Here is a 16,852-nt window from a genome sequence, read left to right as displayed (position 1 = left end):
GCGGCCGTCCCACACCGCCGCGAGTGCGGCTGTCCCACACCGCCGCAAGGCGCGGCCGAGGGCCACCTCGATCGAGCAACGCTTGCCACGGGGACCGCAGCACGTTCGTCACTTCCCGCGCAGGCCGATCGGGTTGCCTTCGGCGTCGACCAGGACGCACACCCGGGCATCCGGACCGACCTGCCGCGGCGCGTCGCGCTCGGTGGCTCCGGCCGCCAACAGGGTCGCGCGGGTCGCGTCGAGGTCCTCGACGTCGGCAAACGCCACCGGCCCCCCGCCTGCGCCGGACGGATTGAGAGCGACCTCGAAGCCGTTGACGTTGAACCCCACGTAGTACGGCTCGTCAGTATGCGGCGTCCCGAAGAGCGCCGTGTACACGGCCTTGGCGGCACCCAGATCGGACACCGGGACCACCAGACTACGAATCGTGGCACTCATCGTCGTTCCTCCTTGGTAGCCGTCATCTCGGTGACCGCTGTTCTGATCCCTGACCGACATGCTACGAGCCAGTCGTCGGTCAGGTTCGCGAATCCTGACCAGTGACCAGCGGGGTGGGTACAGCCGCACGTCGAGGCGGACCGTCCTTATCCCCGGATGACCTAAGGCGAGATCAGGATGGCCAAGAACCGTCCGAACCACAAGGGCGGCCGACCCAGAAGAGATGCCCCGTCAGCCGGAGAGGCGGCATCGAGGAGGTCCTTCCGCCGCGAGGGCGGCTGTCCCACCTCGCCGCCTGTCGACCACGGACGACCGAGGGCGGTGGCGTGCACAGGTCGCTGCCTGACCGCCACACTGCAGCGCAATCCCGGCGCACACTCGAGGAGTGGTCCTGTCGAGTGAGGCACGCGGTGCGCTGGAGTGGGTCGGCGCGGACTTCGAGATGCTCGCCTCCAGCGCACCGCTCGGGGCCTTGGGCGCACCCAGCAAGGGGACCAGGTGGACGAACCGCGAGCTGCTGTTCCACATGTGGTTCGTCCAGCGCATCGCCCGGGTCTTCATCCCCATGATCGGGGGCTTCTCGCGTCTCCCCCCGCCCGTGGGGAAACGCTACGCGCAACTCCTCGCCGCGATGAGCAGCCCGTAGGAGTGGGTCAACTACGCCGGGTCAAGTCCCAGGGGCTGCTCGACCGCCGGTGGAGCCCGAAGCAGGTCGCTCAAGAGCTGAGGGTCAGGCAAGCCGGACCGTGTCTGTGGAACGATCTACCCACCTGACGGGCGACAGGCCAGTGGTCGCTCCGTCGATAAGGTCTCATCAGGCTAGGGGATCACCCAGCGGCGGGAGCAGGTTCCGTCGACGACAAGGTCGCATCGGCGGACCACGGGCCGACGCCGTCACCCCTGCGGTCAAGCAAGACGCAGGGGTGACGGGTGAAGGGCGCACCTGGGGGTGCGGACCTCGCAAACCGCCCGTACGGAGGTTCTCGGCAAGATGGTCAGGGTCGCAGGCCGGCTTTGTCGACCTTGCGGTGGAAGCGCATTCCGGCCAGACCGCCGAGCAGTGCGCCGACGAGGCTGGCCACCGCGACGATGGCCAGGGCGACGAGGCCGCCCTTGGTCAGAGTGCCGCCGTCCGCCGGTATCCGGGGGAAGCTGTTCAGCTTGGACAGCACGTCGTACTTGCTGCCGGCGATGGCCGCGATGACGGCGACGATGACGGCGATGACGACGGCCCACACCCAGACGGCGAGGCCCTGTTTGAGGCCGTTGAACCGGGCCATCCGCCCGGCGACGTACCCGCCGCAGTAGTAGGCGACGAACAAGATCACGAGCAGGATGACGGCGCCGGCGATACCGACGGTCTGGGCATTCGCTGTGGCTGCGCCGACGGTGGCGCTCGGGTCGGTGTTGGTGCTGACCCCGACAGCGGCGCCGGCCGCGGCCACGAGTGCGGTCAGCAGGACCGCGGCCGCGGTGGCGGTGAGCCATCCGAAGAAGGCCGAGCCGATCTTGACGCCTCCGTACGCTTCCTTCTGCCGCTCGACGGCTTCGCCGACCCCGACGGCGCCGCGGTCGTCGAGGTTGGTGTCGTTCACGGGCTCACCCCGGGTGACAAAGCGGGTCTCGGGAGTGTCGGGATGGGTGTCACCGGTGTCGGTGCGGCGCGGGTACTGCGGGTCTACGGTGCTCATGGCGTGTGCTCCTGGGATGGTGGTCGGCGGGATGGGCCCCGACGAGGCGAGGCGGTTTCCTTCGCTGGGCCGAACCTGGCAGGGACGGCCCGGGGGCGTCCTGTTCGCATCTATGCGGTCGGTCAGCGGTGGGAGCGGCGCAGTCGCCGACTGCGTCGCGCGCCGTCGGTCGCGGGGGTACTCCCCACGCTCGGCTCAGCCGTTACAGGCCGAGCTTGCCACCGAGGCCGCTGAGCCCGCCGCCGCCCAGCTTGCCGAGCAGGTCTTGCGGGTTGATGCCGAGCTTGCCGAGCAGGTCGGCGTGCTGGTCGGTGTCGACCTGGTCCGGCAGCTCCGTCTGCGCCTGGCCGGCGGTCTCGGCGTCGCCGGGGTTACCGCGGCTCTAGAGGAGCTCGATGATCTGCTGCTTGTCGATCTGCATGACGTGATCCTTTGATCGGGAGAGGGAGAGAAGGGGCGGAGACCAGTGGCGGGGCGGGCGACACCTGTGGGGTGCCCGCCCCGCCGCTCGATGCCAGCCTGGTGTCAGCGCTGGGTGGTCGGGTCGACCTGATCGCCCGTGCTGCCCTCGACACCGGCGTCGGTGCTGGTCTCGATCTGCTCCTTGCGGACCTCTTCGGTGACCTGACGGTCCTCCGTGACGGTCTCCGTTCCCAGCTTGACCCGCTCGACCGGTACGGCCTGCTTCTCGACCACGACCTGCTCCTCGTGCAGGACCAGCTCGTGCTCCTCCTCCGAGATCGCGGGGCCGTCCATCGCCTTCCCGATGGTGGCCTGGTCGGCCTCGGTGATCGGCTCGCGCTCGACCCGGACCTCCTCGCGGGTCACCGGGACAGTCACGGTCTGCTGCTCGGTGACGACGTACTTGCGCAGCCGTGCCTTGCCGGTGGCCACCTTCTCGGTGCCGACCTTGAGCTGCTCCTCCGAGCGGGTCGTGGCCTCGTCCGTGGTCAGCCCCGAGGTGTCCTGACCCTCGGTGCGGCCCTCGACGTCGTCGTACACGCCGTCGCCGTCACGGTCCCCACGACCCGACCCCGCGGCGCTGCGGTCTGACTCCTGGTCGTACAACGCCGTTTCCTCCGACTGGGCGGGCTGGGTGAGGCCGTAGTGGCGGTAGAGCTCGGCCTCCTCGTCGGGGGTGATGCGACCGTCGGCCTCGACCTGCGGTGCGTCCTTGACCTGGTCCTTGCCGTAGGGCACCTGCAGGCCCTGCGAGGTCAGCTGCGCCTGGTCGACCGGGACGAAGGACTCCTTCGTGCCGAACATCCCCGTCTTGACGGTGACCCAGGACGGCTGCCCGCTCTGGTCGTCGAGGTAGACCTGTCCGACGCCGCCGATCTTCTCGCCGTCCGTGCCGTAGACGTCCTTGTCGAGGACGTCGTTGACGTTGCTCTGGTCAAAGCTCATGTGCTCACTCCTGGTGTGGTAGTCGAGACGGGCTGGTGGTCGTGCTGGTGCAACTTGGTCGTGCTGGTCGTGCTTGGTGGTGCTGGTCGAGCTGTGGGCTCAGGCCCGGTGGGCGCCGGAGGCGGAGGTGTCGGGCTGCGCCTGGTCGTAGGCGCCCTGGGCGCGGCTCTTGGCCTCGACGGCCTGGTCCTTGACGCTGGGGGCGTTCTTGACCTGCTCCTTGACCTTCGGGGCCTCAGCCTCAGCCGTGGTCAGGTATGACTCCCACCGCGACTGCATGGGCTTGATCAGCCCGCCCCCGACACCGACGATGATGACGCCGGCGAGGGTGGCGAGGACCGCGACGAGCACGGGAGTGGTGACGGTGGTCGCGATGCCGACCTGGTTGAGGGCGGCGATGATGCCCAGACCGAGGATGAAGACCGCAGCGATGTTGGCCAGGGTCTTGCCGTAGGACAGACCGCCGAGGCTGCCCTGGATGAGGGTCTTCGCGGCGGCGGCGATCGCCGAGGCGATGACGATGATGATGATCGCGACGAACACCTGCGGCAGGAACGCGATGATCGCCGCGAGCAGGTCACTGATCGGGTTCGGACCGAATGCGGAGAACGCGAGCTGAAGGGTGAAGAGCATGACCGCGTAGTAGACGAGCTTGGCCAGGATGTCGCTCGGGTCGTACTCGCTCTTCGCGAGAGCCTTGCCCACCCCGCCCCGCTCGATGGCCCGGTCGAACCCGACCCGGGTCAGGACCGCGCTCACAGCCTTGGCCAGCGCCTTCGCGATCAACCAGCCGATCAGCAGGATCACCAGGAACAGCACCAGTTTTGGCACGAACGTGGCGATCGAGGTCAGGGCACTGGTCAGTGCGTCTTGCATCAGAAATCTCCTTCATGAGGTCGGTAGCGGGATCCGCGGCGATCGCAGCGGGTCCCGCCCGGGCCAGCCAGGCAACCCCCCACGGGTCAGGCGGCGCTTACACCGTATACCCCGCCGTGTACGACGTAAACTGATCATGATGGGGACTGTCTCTGCCGGCGCTGTCCCCATCCGGGGCATACGGTCGGAAGACGGAGCACCCCGGACAAGCGTCGTAAACTGCGACCAATGCGAACCGGAGGATGTGCCTTCTCACGAGACATTCCCTCGGAGGCCACCCCCAAAACGTAGGACGCCATGCACCCGAACTCAGATCCTGCGCCGACGTCGACCGATCGGCCCGCGCCGACGGAGCCCACCGTCGACGGCCGGGGGGAAGGCCGGGTGCGCCTGTCGCGGGCAGCGATCATCACCGCCGCGATCGGCATGATCGACGACAGCGGCAGCCTCGAGTCGCTGACCATGCGCTCCCTCGGGTCCCATCTGGGGTTCGAGGCCATGGCGCTCTACCGTTACATCAACGGCCGGGAAGACCTGCTCGAGGGGATCGTGGACACCCTGGTCGAACAGATCGGGACCCACCCGCAGGACGACGGCGAGCACGGGCCCGCCCTGACCGACGAGTGGCAGGGAATGCTGCAGTGGACGGCCCACTGCGTGCGCCAGATTGTCCTCGACCACCCGGCGATCTTCCCCCTCATCGCGACCCGGAACCCCGCTGCCCCGTGGCTGCGCCCGCCGCTGCGCAGCCTGCGCGTGGTCGAGGACCTCCTCGCTGGGCTGACCCAGTGCGGCCTCTCCGATCGTCAGGCCGTGGCCACGTACCGGATCTTCTCCAGCTTCCTGCTCGGACACCTGCTCCTTGAGGCGGCTACCCGGGGCGCCTCGACCGCGCCGGTGGACGAGCCCCTCAACGAGGGAGATGCCGAGATCGCGCCACCCAGCCAGGACCTGGAAGTCTCCAGCTACCCCACCCTCGCCCGTACCGCCACCCTCCTCGCCGAGGACCACACGCAGGCCGAGTTCGAGAGCGCCCTCGAGGCCCTCCTCGACCGTCTAGACCGCGAGCTCTCCCGATAGGACCCCTGGCCCACCCGTCGACACCGACTACCCTGAGCGATCTTCACCCGGGGGACAAGCAGCCGCACGACCACCCGCTTCGTTTGGTCGCACCTTCGGGACCTCGTCTTGCGAACTACCGGGGACACTGTTACGGGGACGGAGGGGGACCACACCGACGGCCACGCCTTCGCCTCTTTTTGAATCAGCGAAGCCGATCTCATGACGCGGTTGATGTCCACCACACCAGTGACGCGATCGTGGCCTTCCGGATCAGAACCGTCGCCGCCTTTGCACCTCCGCCGTTGCGAACTGCCTCCACGATTCGACCGGGTTGAGCATCCGCGCACCCCTGCGGATGTTGCGGCCCGCTCAGCAGATCGCCGTCGGCATCCCCAGTCATGGACACCTCGACCGTCACCCTCTCATTTACATCGCCGAACCCATCCCTGCCGCCCCCTGGCCGACCCACCCTGGCGGTCCGAGTCGAACAGTGGCCCCGAGCCGTGCGCGTGGGTAAATGGGGTGGTGGATCACGGCGTGAGCGCGGGTCAGCGCCGGTCTCTTGGGGTAGGACCGTCTCAAGACCATCCTCGGCGCGGCCGTGGCGAGGTGGTCCAGAGCCAGGGAGTCCAAACACGGGCTCCCCGGCTTGGCCCTTACACCGTTATCTCGCTGCCCGAACTAAGCGGCATCCAGGGGGGCAGCGCGGCGAGCCCAGGGTCATGACTACGGGGCGTCGGGGGCTTGTCTGCGGATGGTGTAGTTCGGCACTACACCGGTGTCCGTGATCTCGATGGCGAGGTGATGCAGCTTGCGGTTGCTGTGCTGGCTAGCGACCCGCAAGACGTTGAACGCGTCGTCCCGGCTCAGCTTGCGGTGCGCCATGATGATGCCGACCGCGATGCCGATCTCCCGGTTGCTGTGTAAGGCCTTCTGGAGATTCTCGACGGTGTCTGCGGCGTCGACCCGGTTGATCACGTCGACGGCGTGGGTAGCGAAGACGAGGCCCGTGACGAGAGCGTCCTGATAGAACACCCCGGCCTCGTCACCGTAGATGTTGAGACTCGAGCGGTGCTTGTCACACGCGAGCTGGTAGGACAGGCAGCTGTTGATGCCCAGGCTGGCCGAGACCTGGGGACCGAACTGGGGCCACCGTTCGTCGTGGAGCAAGTCCTGGGGGTTGTAGAGGTCCTCCAGGACCGTGGCTTGCAGACACGGCCCGGACTGCAGGTCGTACTGGATCTGGTCGGCGGCCAGCGCCCGCGGGGTGGAGGCCGCGTCAGTGACGAACCGACCACGACGCAGAGTGGTGATGCTGACCGCGGACGCGCCGGGGATCTGCTCGTGGGCAGCCACGACCAGCGCCTCCAACGGCGCCCCGGGCGCGGCCATGAGGGACTCATCCAGTCGTCGCAACCGCTCGGCGACGTCACGAAAGTCAAGCGAGCCAGCGACGGCTTCGTACGCCATGGGGCCCTTCTCTTCCGTCTCAGCTGGTCTGAACGTCACGAGCGAACCCATCCTACGAGCACCACCGATGACAGGCGACCACGAGTGCGGGGTCATTCGATGGGTTTGCTGCGCCAGTTGGCGAAAAGCGGGGTCCCACGCCTGAGGGCCGGTGTCGTCAGGCTGGTCTCGTGCTCGATGCGGGTCAACCCGAGGGGGCTGGCCCAGACAGCGACGACGGTGGTGGGTCGTTCGATCACACCAGGAGGCAGCTCACCGAAGGCGAGGCGGCAACCCCCGCGGGTGGCCCACCTGCGGCGATCCGCTCCCCGTCCCCCCGCGAGTAGAACACTCTTCGGCCTGAGAGTGAAATGGACCTGCCCCACTCCGCCGCGAGAGCGGCTGTCCCACACCGCCGCGTGTGGACCACTGAGCACACTGGCGGCAACGTTCGTGCCATGTCGGTCGTCCGCACTCGGGTGTCTGTCTGGGGTGCACCCCAGACAGACATCGGTTGGACGAGCCGGGGGAGCGTACGGACGAGTCTGAATCGGCATTCCTGGACGGTTCTGCCGTAAGATCTAGACATGTCTGGATAGATGGTCGGCTACGTGCGGGTCAGCAGTGTCGACCAGCACCTGGACCGGCAGCTGGCCGCGATCGGGTAGGTCGACGAGGTATTCGAGAACCGCCTCAGTGGCAAGAGCCGGGCCGAGCGGACGGACCTGACGTCGTTGTTGCGGGACGTGCGCGCCGGTGACACGGTCCGGGTCGCGTCGATGGATCGGCTGGCCCGCTCGGTGGTCGACCTTGCCCAGCGTCGAGGAGCTCACCGCCCGCGGCGTCGTCGTGGAGTTCGTGACCGAAGGGCTGACGTTCAAGCCCCCCGAGGCGACCGGTGCTGGCCGCGGGGGAGAGCATCTAGCCACATTCCAGCTGCACATTCTCGGCGCGGTCGCGCAGCTCGAGCGAGCCCTGATCCGGGAGCGACAGCGTGAGGGCATCGAGCTGGCGAAGGCGCGTGGCGTCTACCGGGGGCGGACCCGAGCACTGAGCGAAGACCAGGTCTCTCAGGCCCGACGCCTCGTCGACGAGGGGGTCCCCAAGGCGAAGGTCGCGCGGGACCTGGGCTGCTCGCGGCAGTCGCTGTACGACGCCTCGACGGCCGCCGGGCGTACGCCGACGTCATCGCTCCCGCGGCCACTTTGTCAGCGCCTCGACCTCGCGGGGGGCGAGCGAGCAGACCGGCGATGGACACGCCGGCGCCCGCCACCGACGGACCCACCCTGGCGACGGCTGGGACGGGGCTGCCCCACACCAGCGGGCCCAGCCGTCGCCCGCGTCCCGGTAGCCGTCCTCGCTGGTGGGTGGTGCAGGTCGGGGCCGACTCACCCGACGACGCCGTCGTCCTGCTCGGCTCCTACGCCAGCGAGGCCTCCGCACGGAAAGCCCTCTACCGGCAGAACCAACACCAGCGCGAACCGTCGGTGGTCCACCAGGTCCGGACCCCCGCCGAGATCACCAGATACCTGGAGTGGGACCCCGAGGTCGGGCACGGCGTGATCCGCCACGGACCACCACCGCCACGATGACCGCAAGCCCCCTCCAGCACCGGATGGCCAACAGCAGGCCACGATGGTCGCGGATGACTCCAGAGTTCGCCGTCTCTGGACGTGGGGTGGACGTCGGTGGACGTGGGGTGGACGTGGTCCGGAGGTGGGTTGGGCCGGGGTCGTGAGCGCTGCACGGACAGCCATGGGACGAGGAGGAGATGAGCGCCATGCCGGTGCGCGCCGGAGCTGCGGGCCGGGCGCCCAACTTAACGGTCAAGGGCGTTGGCGTCAGCGACCGACGACGAGCCCGACCGGTCGCCCGGCAGGGGTCGCCTCCTCGAGCCCCCGCAGCCGGGTCCGTAGCGTCGGCGTCGGCGGGCAGCGGCGCAGGAACGCGGCCCAGGGCGCCGCGAGACCGGCGTCGGCCAGGGCTGCGTCGCCGGCGTTGAGCATCGTCTGCTCCCAGCGCCCCTCCCAGATCGGGATCGCGTAGCTGAGTGCTCCGACGGCGCCGATGCCGAGCGCCAGCCACGGCTGACCCTCCTGGACGTTCTGCACTGTCGCGATCACCACCACGACGACCCGCCCCCGCCAGGCGAGCGAGGTCAGCGGGAGCCGCCGCCCGACCCGGGCCGCGGCCAGGGCCACAGCCCGCAGCAGCTGCCACGGCAGGGACCAGAACTTGATCACCGGATCGGACCGCACCCAGCCGCCCCGGGTCAGCGCCGCCGCGTGGCCGATCACCGCAGCCGCCTGCGCCTGGGGGAGGGCACCGTCGACGACCGCCTCCAGCAGCCCGGCGGAGACGACGACCGTGCGCCGGCCCATCCCGGCCGCAACCACCGCCGCCTCGCCCTCCCGTACGCGCAGCTCGACCAGGGGCGGACCGAGCCCGGCCCGGCACAGGATGGTCACCGCCGGCGCCAGCAGGCGCAGCTCGTCGTCCCGGGCGGGACGCGACATCAGAAGCAGCCGCGCACCGACGGCCTCGCCTCGACCGGACAGCAGCGCCGCCGCAGCCAGCAGCCCACCGACGAACAGGGCAGCCCCAACCACAGGGGGAAGGACGGACCCCCCCTCGACGTCACCACCGTGCTGACCAGCAGGCCAGGGGTCACCGCTAGCGCCTTCGCGATCCGCCGCGTCATCGACACCCACCTCCCCTCCCAGAGAGTCTAGCCCGAGTGGAACCGAAATTCGGTCCCGAACGGTCCGAGTGACCACCAGCAGCCGGGCCTCGGCTTTCGGGTGATGACGCCAGTGTCCACACCCGCACTGACACCTATCGCTTCTCCACCGCCGCCAGGACGCGGCAGCGCACCCAGCGTCGGGGCTGGCTCGATGAGGGACGAGACCCACGCCCAAGCCCACGGCACCCGACTGTGACCCCGAGGGCACTGCAACGAAGGAGCATGCACATGACCGGCCAGGACACCTTTCCCGCCCACGACACGTGGCGGGAGGTCATCGCGCTGCTGGTCGAGGCGGCCGACCGCGGCTACCGACAGGCCGCCACCACCCCGGCCCTGCACTCCACCGCCCTGTGGGCGCACAGCATCGCCGCGGCCGCGACCGGACTGCTGCCGCCCGAGCTGGACCACCTCCTCGACGACGTCGTGCTGGGCGCGCAGACCACCGGGCTCGACATGGTCGGCCTCATCCAGGTCGCGGAGACCGCAACCCGACGCCACCCCATCGAGCAGTTCCCTCCCGGTGCCACCGGCGTGGTCATCGCCCTGTGCGACCTCGTCAGGGAGGCACGCGCATGACCAGGCCGGGTGACGTCCCCGCAGGCGCCGCCGCTGCGGGGGTGGATGGCCGCAGTGTGGGCGAGCTGCTCCTCGACGCCGACCTGACCGCCCGGGCCGCGCTGTGGGACCCCGACCCCGACCGGGCCATGGCGCGGGTGCGCAGCTGGGGCGAGGTCGTCGACGCCGCCGCCGACCTGTGGTCGGCCATTCCCGACCGCACCGGTGACCCGAGTATGCGCCGCATCCACGGCATCACCCAGGGGCTGCACCACACCCACCGACAGGCCCGCTGGCCCGGCGCGGGCGACGGCGACCCGGCACTGGAGGCGGTGGCCACGGCCCTGGCCCGCGCGGCCGAGCTCGTCAGGGCCCGCCGCCACCCCACCGCAGCCCTGTCGGCGGTAGGGCACGCCGACGCTGAGGCAGCCCGGACCAGGGTGATGCACGTGCTGTCCGTCTCCGGGCACGCCGTCGCGGTGTCGCTGGACCGGCACGCCCGGGACCTGCAGCGACGCCTCGACGCCCGCCACACCCTCCCGCCCGGCGAGTCCCTCCAGCGGGCCCGCGACGCCAGCCGCCGCATCGCCACCACCGAACGGCTCGCCGCCTCCTACCTCGACACCCGCTGGCCCACCGCCCTGACCAGGCAGCATCGCGAGAGCCGGGGCGGGCCGGACAGCCCAGCCAGCACTGGGCACCCCGACCGTGGGCAGGTCACCCGCCTTGAGCAGGCCCTGGCCCGCTGGAACCTCCAGGCGCACCGCACCCTCACCGGGCCCCCCACCGCAGCGAACCTTGACTGGATCGCGCAGGTCCAAAGAACTGTCACGGCCGCCACCGGCATCATCGGCTCAGCCGCCGCCAGCCGTGGCCTGCTCGACCCCCAGCAGCACACCCACCGGCTCCTGCCGGCCCTGACGGACCTCGAGCACGCCTGGGGCAGACTCGCCGCCGACCTCGAGCCCATGCTCGGCCGGCACCGACGTCTCGACCCCGATCTCCTGCTCGCTGGCAACGACGTCCACGCCGCCCTGCGGGACATCACCCACCACCACGCCAGCCTCGCCAGCCCCGCCGCGATGGCCACCCGGGTTGACCTCGCGGCCGTCACCGGCGCCCTCCACCGCGACGTGAGCGTCGCCGTCGACCTGGCCCACGTCGTCCGCGACACGCTCCAGGACCCCGCCCTCTCGGTGGCCGCGCGAGGCGCCCAGGCCATGGCCGCCGCCAGCAGCGCCGCCCCCACCCTCGCCGCCTGGGTCAACGCCGGCGATGTCCACCACGACCGTCAGATACCCCCGCCCCCACCCGTCCGTGCCGTCATCACCCGCCACGCCCAGCAGATCATCGGCCACGCCATGACAGCAGACTCCGCCAGCGCCGCCCTCCACGCCGCAGCCACCCGCAATACCCCTCCTACGCCCACCGGGGAGCCGCGCCCGTCCAGCGGCCGGGGGCACGAGGACCGCAGCCGTACAGTCCCCCGAATATCGGCGCTCAACATCGGATGCGAACGCTAGGTGTTGCGAGGCTGACTGCTCTCTGCCACACCGGCAACGTGAGCAGCTGTACGGACCTCACCCGACGTAGTCGCGAACGGCGCCGCAGTCGGGCGAGACCACCCCGGGTGCGCAGGAGGTGCAGGACATCGGCATCGGCTGGTCCGCGACGTCGGTCCCCGACCACACCCTGCACGACTACGCTGCCCAGGTCGACGACCTCGGCCGCGGGATCCGCGCCTACCGGCGCGCCGAGGGCGGCCGACCCCTCAGCACTACTGGACCTGACGGACCTGTCGGACGGGGTGCCCCCGACAGCGAGACGGGCCCACCGCTGATGACATCTACGACTAATGGGATGCGAAGAATCGCCGCAGCGGGGTCGCGCTGGTCTGCGGATGTGCGAGTCCGAGGAGGATCTGGGTCGCGCTGTCCGTCGCGCAGGCGGGGCCCATCAGCCGCCCTCTGTGCGGGACCGACCTCCACGACCCCCACACCACCACCTCAGCGAGGTAGCTACTCGAGGTAGACCGATGGTGACGCACCTGGCTCGGGGGGAACAGGCGCGCCACCATTGACTGTCTGAACGCCAACATTGCGCTCCGCAGGCGACCGCGCAACATCGGTGCGGCGTCACCAACGCGCCACCGTGACCTTGGGGGGACGCGGACGTGTCAACGCCGCTCCCGGGACGGCCGCAGTCAGGCACCGAACCCGCAGCGGAGACCACACACGCTCACCTCGGCGGGATCCGGATCGGCGCTCGCACAGCGCCAGCCCCTCTACGACCTGATCGTGGTGTCCAGGGGAGACCGTGGTCACAAGCGGCGCCAGCCTCGACACGCAGGGGGACGAGCGCCGTGCACAGTGCACCGAATGGATTCTTTGTCAGCCCGAGGTCTTAGCGAGCAACTCCTGGGACTGCGCCACGAGTGTAGGGTCGAGCGCTGTTCGTTGTTGACGACTACCCGCGCTAGAAGCCGCACTTGCTCAAGGCTGAGCGACGGGTGGGAGCTTCTGGTTGGGTCGTAGCCGGCGACGTGATCTGCCACCTTCACGGCCCTTTGACATTCCGCGCTGGCGGTGGGCGTGGTGGTCATGACAACCTCAGGTGCCTTGTCCGAGCAAGCGGAGACGAGGAGCATCACCACACAGCAACCGACGTACGGGACCAGGCCGGGAACTGGACCCCTCTGGGCTTCCGACGGCGCCGGCGACCAGGAGGAGCGTAGAAGCTGAGAGGTCCGATCCCGCTGCTCAAACCAACGCCGCGTGTGCTGACGTGGACGCTGGAGAGCGCCGCCCCCAAGCCGATTCCAAAGCCCATACGGCGAAGACTAGGGGCAGCAAGCAATCTGTTCGACAAGCGAGCCACAGCTGCGGCGCACTCCTTCAGGGGGCCTGGTGCGTTGCGGTGGTTCCTCGCGCTCCACAACCGTCGCGGCTACGCTCCGGGTGAAAAGCACGGTCTAGGGTCGGGGGCGTCGTGAGTGTTCAGGCTGGTTGGTATGGCCACCCTCAGGGTGGGATGCGCTACTGGGACGGTCAGCAGTGGACGCCCTATACGGACCCGGCCGTCATCGTCTCGAGTGCCGCTGCCGGCCCACAGGACACGACTGCGGAATGGTCGCCGTTGATCGCGGCCTCGACGCCGTCACGCACCGGCTACTTACCTCGTCCCCTCCAGGGCCTGGGGTGGGGTGGGCTGGTAGCGACGCTTGCCCTGGGCCTGGCCAGCAGCGGAGTCAGTGGTGGTCTGACGCTCGTGGGCCTTTTCGGGCTCGTGGTGGCGATGGTCGTCCTGATCCGCGGTTCCGTGGGCTGGGCCCGCCTGCACGGACGAAGAGCGGGGATCGCCACCATGGCCGTGGCACTGCTGGCCATGTTCACAGGCGGGGCGATCGCGGCCCCGCCCTCACCCGGTAGCGGCACGGCCGTAGCGCCCACCTCGGCGTCGACCACGACATCAACGACGATGGCGGGGCCGGTGGAGACGACGGCGCCTCCGACGACGACCGCGACGACGGCCACGACGGCGCCGGCCGGTACGGGCGTCGGCACGGTGGTGGTGATGGCGTCGGGGGTGGTTCTGCCGAACCCGCATCGCACGCCGGGCGCGTTGAATCCCAGAGTCACTCAGGCGAGCATCCAGCAGACGATCTGCGTCGCTGGGTGGGCGGACACGGTCCGTCCGGCCACCAACGTGACGCAAGCGATCAAGTCCGCCCAGCTCGCCTCCGGGTACGGCTACCACGGTGACGTCAACGCTGGCGACTACCAAGAGGACCACCTCATCCCGTTGGAGCTGGGTGGAGCACCCGCCTCAGCCGCGAACCTGTGGCCGCAGCCGTCTCAGACGCCTACGAGTGCTCAGGGTGCGGGGGTCCTGGTGGGAGCGACGAGCAAGGACCGACTGGAGGACCAGCTTCACACTTTGGTCTGTGCGGGACAACTTACTCTCGCGTCGGCGCAAAAAGCGATCGCGAGTAACTGGTGGACCGCATATCAGAGGTACGCAACGATCACGCCAACAGCGAAACCGGCGCCGCGTCCACTGGCAAGCATCCCGCCGAAAGCTCCTGCTCGGACCACCCCGCCTGCCCTTGCTCCAGCACCTGCACCACCGCCGCCGGCCCCGCCAGTGCTGCCAGGTGGTGGCGCGACCGCCCAATGCAACGACGGCACGTACTCCTACGCGGCCCACCATCAGGGTGCGTGCTCCCACCACGGCGGGGTGCGGGTGTTCTACAAGTAGCTCCCCACCAGTGCCGCGTGCCTACGGTGAGAACTCGGCCCGACGCTGCAGCTCCGTGACCCACGCCGCCCGCCGCGTTCAGTGTGTCCTTGGTGTCGCGTCGGCCAACTCATCGATGTCGACGGCGTTCAGGACGGTAGCGATCTGGGGGTGAGCGTTCAGATCGATGGGAACGAGCTCGTGGGATGGGCCCTTCTGCTGCCAGACCAGCTCGGTTGCGACGTCGTTGACGGCATGCGCGGCGTCGGCGTCAGCCCACCGGACCCCCGCCAGCCGGGAGCGCTCGACCCGGGCCGCCATCACCGCTTCGGCCTGGACCCGGCCGTAGGTGTCGACGGGGGTGGCGCGTACGGCGACCACCCGAACTGAGTGCAGCCCGGGGACGACCGCGAACGCTTCCTTGAGGGTGACCAGGAGGTACCCGCACACCATCTGCAGGTAGAGGTCCGACGACTGACGCTTCGTCAGCTTCTTCAAGGACAGGTTCCCGGAGTCGGTCAGGGTGGGACGCCGCTCGGGAACCGCCGACGGCGGTGGCACCAACACCACCAACGTCGCCTCGCGGCCTTCGACCCCCAGTGGTGCGGCCGCGGCCTCGTTGTCCTCGAACGCTGTGGCTAGGGCTGCCATCACGGTCTGTGGCTCGCCCCCGTTGAGCGCGGTCCACCAGTGGTCCGCATCGCGATGCCACTGCTCGAACTCGTCCCGCCAGCGCGCGGCGACCACGTCGGCCTCCGCCTGCGCGGAGACGTCAGCGGCCGCGACCGCGGCCTTACGCTGCGCGGAAAACGGCCGGGTACCGGTCCGTGCCGCAGCCCGGTGCCGGGCCCGGATCGGCGTGAGATCTACCTGCGGTGGAGGTGTGGGCGTCTGCGGGGTCGCTGCGTCGAACTCGGCCCGGTGCAGGTCCAGGATCTGCTGCAGCGAGTCCGCGAGAGCCTTGGCCTGTTCCGCCTTCTCCGCCCGGCGTCCCGCAGCCGCCAGCTGACGAGACGCTGCCGCACTGCCCGTCCCTTGTGGACGTCCCGACCCTCCTGAGCGTCCACGCCTGCTCGTCCCACCCACGCTCGTGTAGTACGACACCGGCCCGACCCCCGTCGAGATGCCGGTACGCCCAGAGCCGGCATGCACCCGCAACGCGCGCGGGCCGACGCTGGCCCGCACCCCCCGCGAAGAAGCCCGAACACGCACCCCCGGCATCACCCGGATCGAGAACCCCATCGACTACCTCCACGACTCGACACAACTTCAAGACCTCCCCCAGCCCCCAGCCTCGACTGGGCAAACCTAGACCGCAAGACGGCCTGGCAGTCAAGATCAGGCATAATCCTGCCTCAACCAGGCGCCTTCGGTTCGCGCCGGTCCCGACTCCAGCGGGGAGCACCAAAGCGCAGATAGCCCGAGCAGGTCCGGGCAGGGCAGGGGAGGCGAAGCCGAGAAGTATTGGGACGCGGCGAAGCCGTTGTAACAGGGAGGCTCTGGTCTGTGTGTGAGCGAGTCCGCGCCGGATCCGGGTCCGGGTCCGGCGTGTCCGCCGTTCCGACAGGGCCACGCCCAACTCGACAGGCGGCCACACCACCCGCGTCAGCTTCTAGGCCCGCGCTGCAAGGACACCATCACCGCGGCCGCTCCTGCTGCGTCTCGCGCTCGGCGCCACCCACAAAATTATCGTGCCTACCCGGCCCGGGCGCACCAGCATCGACGGCCAGCGTGCCCTCGCCAACGAAGTCCTCGCCGTCCGCAGCACCAATCCCGACATCGAGCTGCTCGGGGCACTGTTGTACGACGTCGAGACCAACGCCACCGTCATCCGCCGCAACGCCATCGACGACATCACCACCGTCCTCGGAGGAGCCGCCCCCGTCTTCAGCCACGTCATCCGCCACGCCCTGTCCCCGGTGGTGGAGTCCGAGGAGAAGGGCCTCCTCATCCACGAGGTCGCCGAACAGGTCGACATTTCCGAGCCCTACTGGAAAGCCCGCAAGGAAGGCCGCCGCCCCGACCGGGTCCCCGGCTCCGCCCCCGCCCTCGCCGAAGACTTCGTCCTCCTCACCCAGGAGATCCTCACCAGCATCGACCAGCACGAGAAGACCACCGAGGTCTCCGCATGACCACCCCCGACGCTGCTCACCCGACACCAGCTGTCACCCCTCCACGCGCCAGCGACCCAGACCACCCCTGGAGGCTGGATAACCCGAGCGGGAAGCCACCGCAGACCGCGTCACTCCCTTCGCCCTCCCGACGACCACCACTGACAGCCGTGCCTGGCCTGGCCCGCGTCGACTCCACCACCGGGACCCCTCGCACCGCGCGACTCCCCGGCCCGCCAGTGCGCCGCCCATTGCCAGCCCCAAACCCGGCACTCACGCCG

The 16,852-nt window shown here is 69.6% G+C and carries 15 protein-coding genes and 1 pseudogene; 9 read left to right on the top strand and 7 right to left on the bottom strand.

Annotated features, from left to right (window positions below; translation table 11 throughout):
* Positions 1-108: 108 nt before the first annotated feature.
* The gene (locus V3N99_08170) at positions 109-438 is read right to left on the bottom strand and encodes a VOC family protein (protein MEO3936722.1); all 330 of its coding nucleotides are present in this window, start codon (positions 436-438) and stop codon (positions 109-111) included.
* Between the two features lie 385 nt (positions 439-823).
* On the opposite strand from V3N99_08170, the gene V3N99_08165 reads away from it, so the two are divergent.
* On the top strand, positions 824-1,084 hold the full coding sequence (locus V3N99_08165; protein MEO3936721.1) for a hypothetical protein: 261 nt from the start codon (positions 824-826) through the stop codon (positions 1,082-1,084).
* A gap of 349 nt (positions 1,085-1,433) precedes the next feature.
* Here the strand turns inward: V3N99_08165 and V3N99_08160 are convergent, their stop codons facing one another.
* Positions 1,434-2,129, bottom strand: a complete 696-nt coding sequence (locus tag V3N99_08160) for a hypothetical protein (protein MEO3936720.1) — start codon at positions 2,127-2,129, stop codon at positions 1,434-1,436.
* Between the two features lie 112 nt (positions 2,130-2,241).
* Between V3N99_08160 and V3N99_08155 the strand changes: the two genes are divergently transcribed.
* On the top strand, positions 2,242-2,565 hold the full coding sequence (locus V3N99_08155; GenBank protein MEO3936719.1) for a hypothetical protein: 324 nt from the start codon (positions 2,242-2,244) through the stop codon (positions 2,563-2,565).
* 89 nt (positions 2,566-2,654) lie between these two features.
* Here the strand turns inward: V3N99_08155 and V3N99_08150 are convergent, their stop codons facing one another.
* Together V3N99_08150 and V3N99_08145 are read right to left on the bottom strand one after the other, a co-directional pair.
* Positions 2,655-3,536, bottom strand: coding sequence for a PRC and DUF2382 domain-containing protein (locus V3N99_08150; GenBank protein MEO3936718.1), 882 nt, complete (start codon positions 3,534-3,536; stop codon positions 2,655-2,657).
* Positions 3,537-3,635: 99 nt separating this feature from the next.
* Positions 3,636-4,412, bottom strand: coding sequence for a hypothetical protein (locus V3N99_08145; GenBank protein ID MEO3936717.1), 777 nt, complete (start codon positions 4,410-4,412; stop codon positions 3,636-3,638).
* 297 nt (positions 4,413-4,709) lie between these two features.
* On the opposite strand from V3N99_08145, the gene V3N99_08140 reads away from it, so the two are divergent.
* The gene (locus tag V3N99_08140; GenBank protein ID MEO3936716.1) at positions 4,710-5,492 is read left to right on the top strand and encodes a TetR/AcrR family transcriptional regulator C-terminal domain-containing protein; all 783 of its coding nucleotides are present in this window, start codon (positions 4,710-4,712) and stop codon (positions 5,490-5,492) included.
* Between the two features lie 708 nt (positions 5,493-6,200).
* Here the strand turns inward: V3N99_08140 and V3N99_08135 are convergent.
* A complete protein-coding gene (locus tag V3N99_08135; GenBank protein MEO3936715.1) occupies positions 6,201-6,944 on the bottom strand; it encodes an ANTAR domain-containing protein in 744 nt (247 codons plus the stop codon).
* Positions 6,945-7,522: 578 nt separating this feature from the next.
* Between V3N99_08135 and V3N99_08130 the strand changes: the two are divergent.
* Positions 7,523-8,075 (top strand): annotated as a pseudogene (locus tag V3N99_08130) (recombinase family protein).
* 98 nt (positions 8,076-8,173) lie between these two features.
* On the top strand, positions 8,174-8,515 hold the full coding sequence (locus tag V3N99_08125; GenBank protein MEO3936714.1) for a hypothetical protein: 342 nt from the start codon (positions 8,174-8,176) through the stop codon (positions 8,513-8,515).
* A gap of 249 nt (positions 8,516-8,764) precedes the next feature.
* Here the strand turns inward: V3N99_08125 and V3N99_08120 are convergent, their stop codons facing one another.
* Complete coding sequence (locus V3N99_08120; protein MEO3936713.1) at positions 8,765-9,532, bottom strand: hypothetical protein; 768 nt, start codon at positions 9,530-9,532, stop codon at positions 8,765-8,767.
* A 362-nt stretch (positions 9,533-9,894) separates the two neighbouring features.
* Between V3N99_08120 and V3N99_08115 the strand changes: the two genes are divergently transcribed.
* The 3 genes from V3N99_08115 to V3N99_08105 all read left to right on the top strand — a co-directional run bounded on the left by V3N99_08115 (position 9,895) and on the right by V3N99_08105 (position 14,481).
* Complete coding sequence (locus tag V3N99_08115; GenBank protein ID MEO3936712.1) at positions 9,895-10,245, top strand: hypothetical protein; 351 nt, start codon at positions 9,895-9,897, stop codon at positions 10,243-10,245.
* The gene (locus V3N99_08110; GenBank protein ID MEO3936711.1) at positions 10,242-11,747 is read left to right on the top strand and encodes a hypothetical protein; all 1,506 of its coding nucleotides are present in this window, start codon (positions 10,242-10,244) and stop codon (positions 11,745-11,747) included. The genes V3N99_08115 and V3N99_08110 overlap by 4 nt, the downstream gene beginning before the upstream one ends.
* A 1,465-nt stretch (positions 11,748-13,212) precedes the next feature.
* Complete coding sequence (locus V3N99_08105) at positions 13,213-14,481, top strand: DUF3761 domain-containing protein (protein MEO3936710.1); 1,269 nt, start codon at positions 13,213-13,215, stop codon at positions 14,479-14,481.
* Positions 14,482-14,559: 78 nt separating this feature from the next.
* Here the strand turns inward: V3N99_08105 and V3N99_08100 are convergent, their stop codons facing one another.
* Positions 14,560-15,207 (bottom strand): hypothetical protein, encoded by a 648-nt coding sequence (locus V3N99_08100; GenBank protein MEO3936709.1) that lies wholly within the window; start codon positions 15,205-15,207, stop codon positions 14,560-14,562.
* Between the two features lie 944 nt (positions 15,208-16,151).
* Here V3N99_08100 and V3N99_08095 point away from each other — a divergent pair.
* A complete protein-coding gene (locus tag V3N99_08095; GenBank protein ID MEO3936708.1) occupies positions 16,152-16,592 on the top strand; it encodes a hypothetical protein in 441 nt (146 codons plus the stop codon).
* Positions 16,593-16,852 lie beyond the last annotated feature (260 nt).

The sequence above is a fragment of the Dermatophilaceae bacterium Soc4.6 genome (assembly GCA_039889245.1).
GTDB lineage: Bacteria > Actinomycetota > Actinomycetes > Actinomycetales > Dermatophilaceae > Lapillicoccus.
The sequence above is the reverse complement of the archived record's forward strand: the minus strand, read 5'-3'. Positions and strand labels throughout refer to the sequence as shown.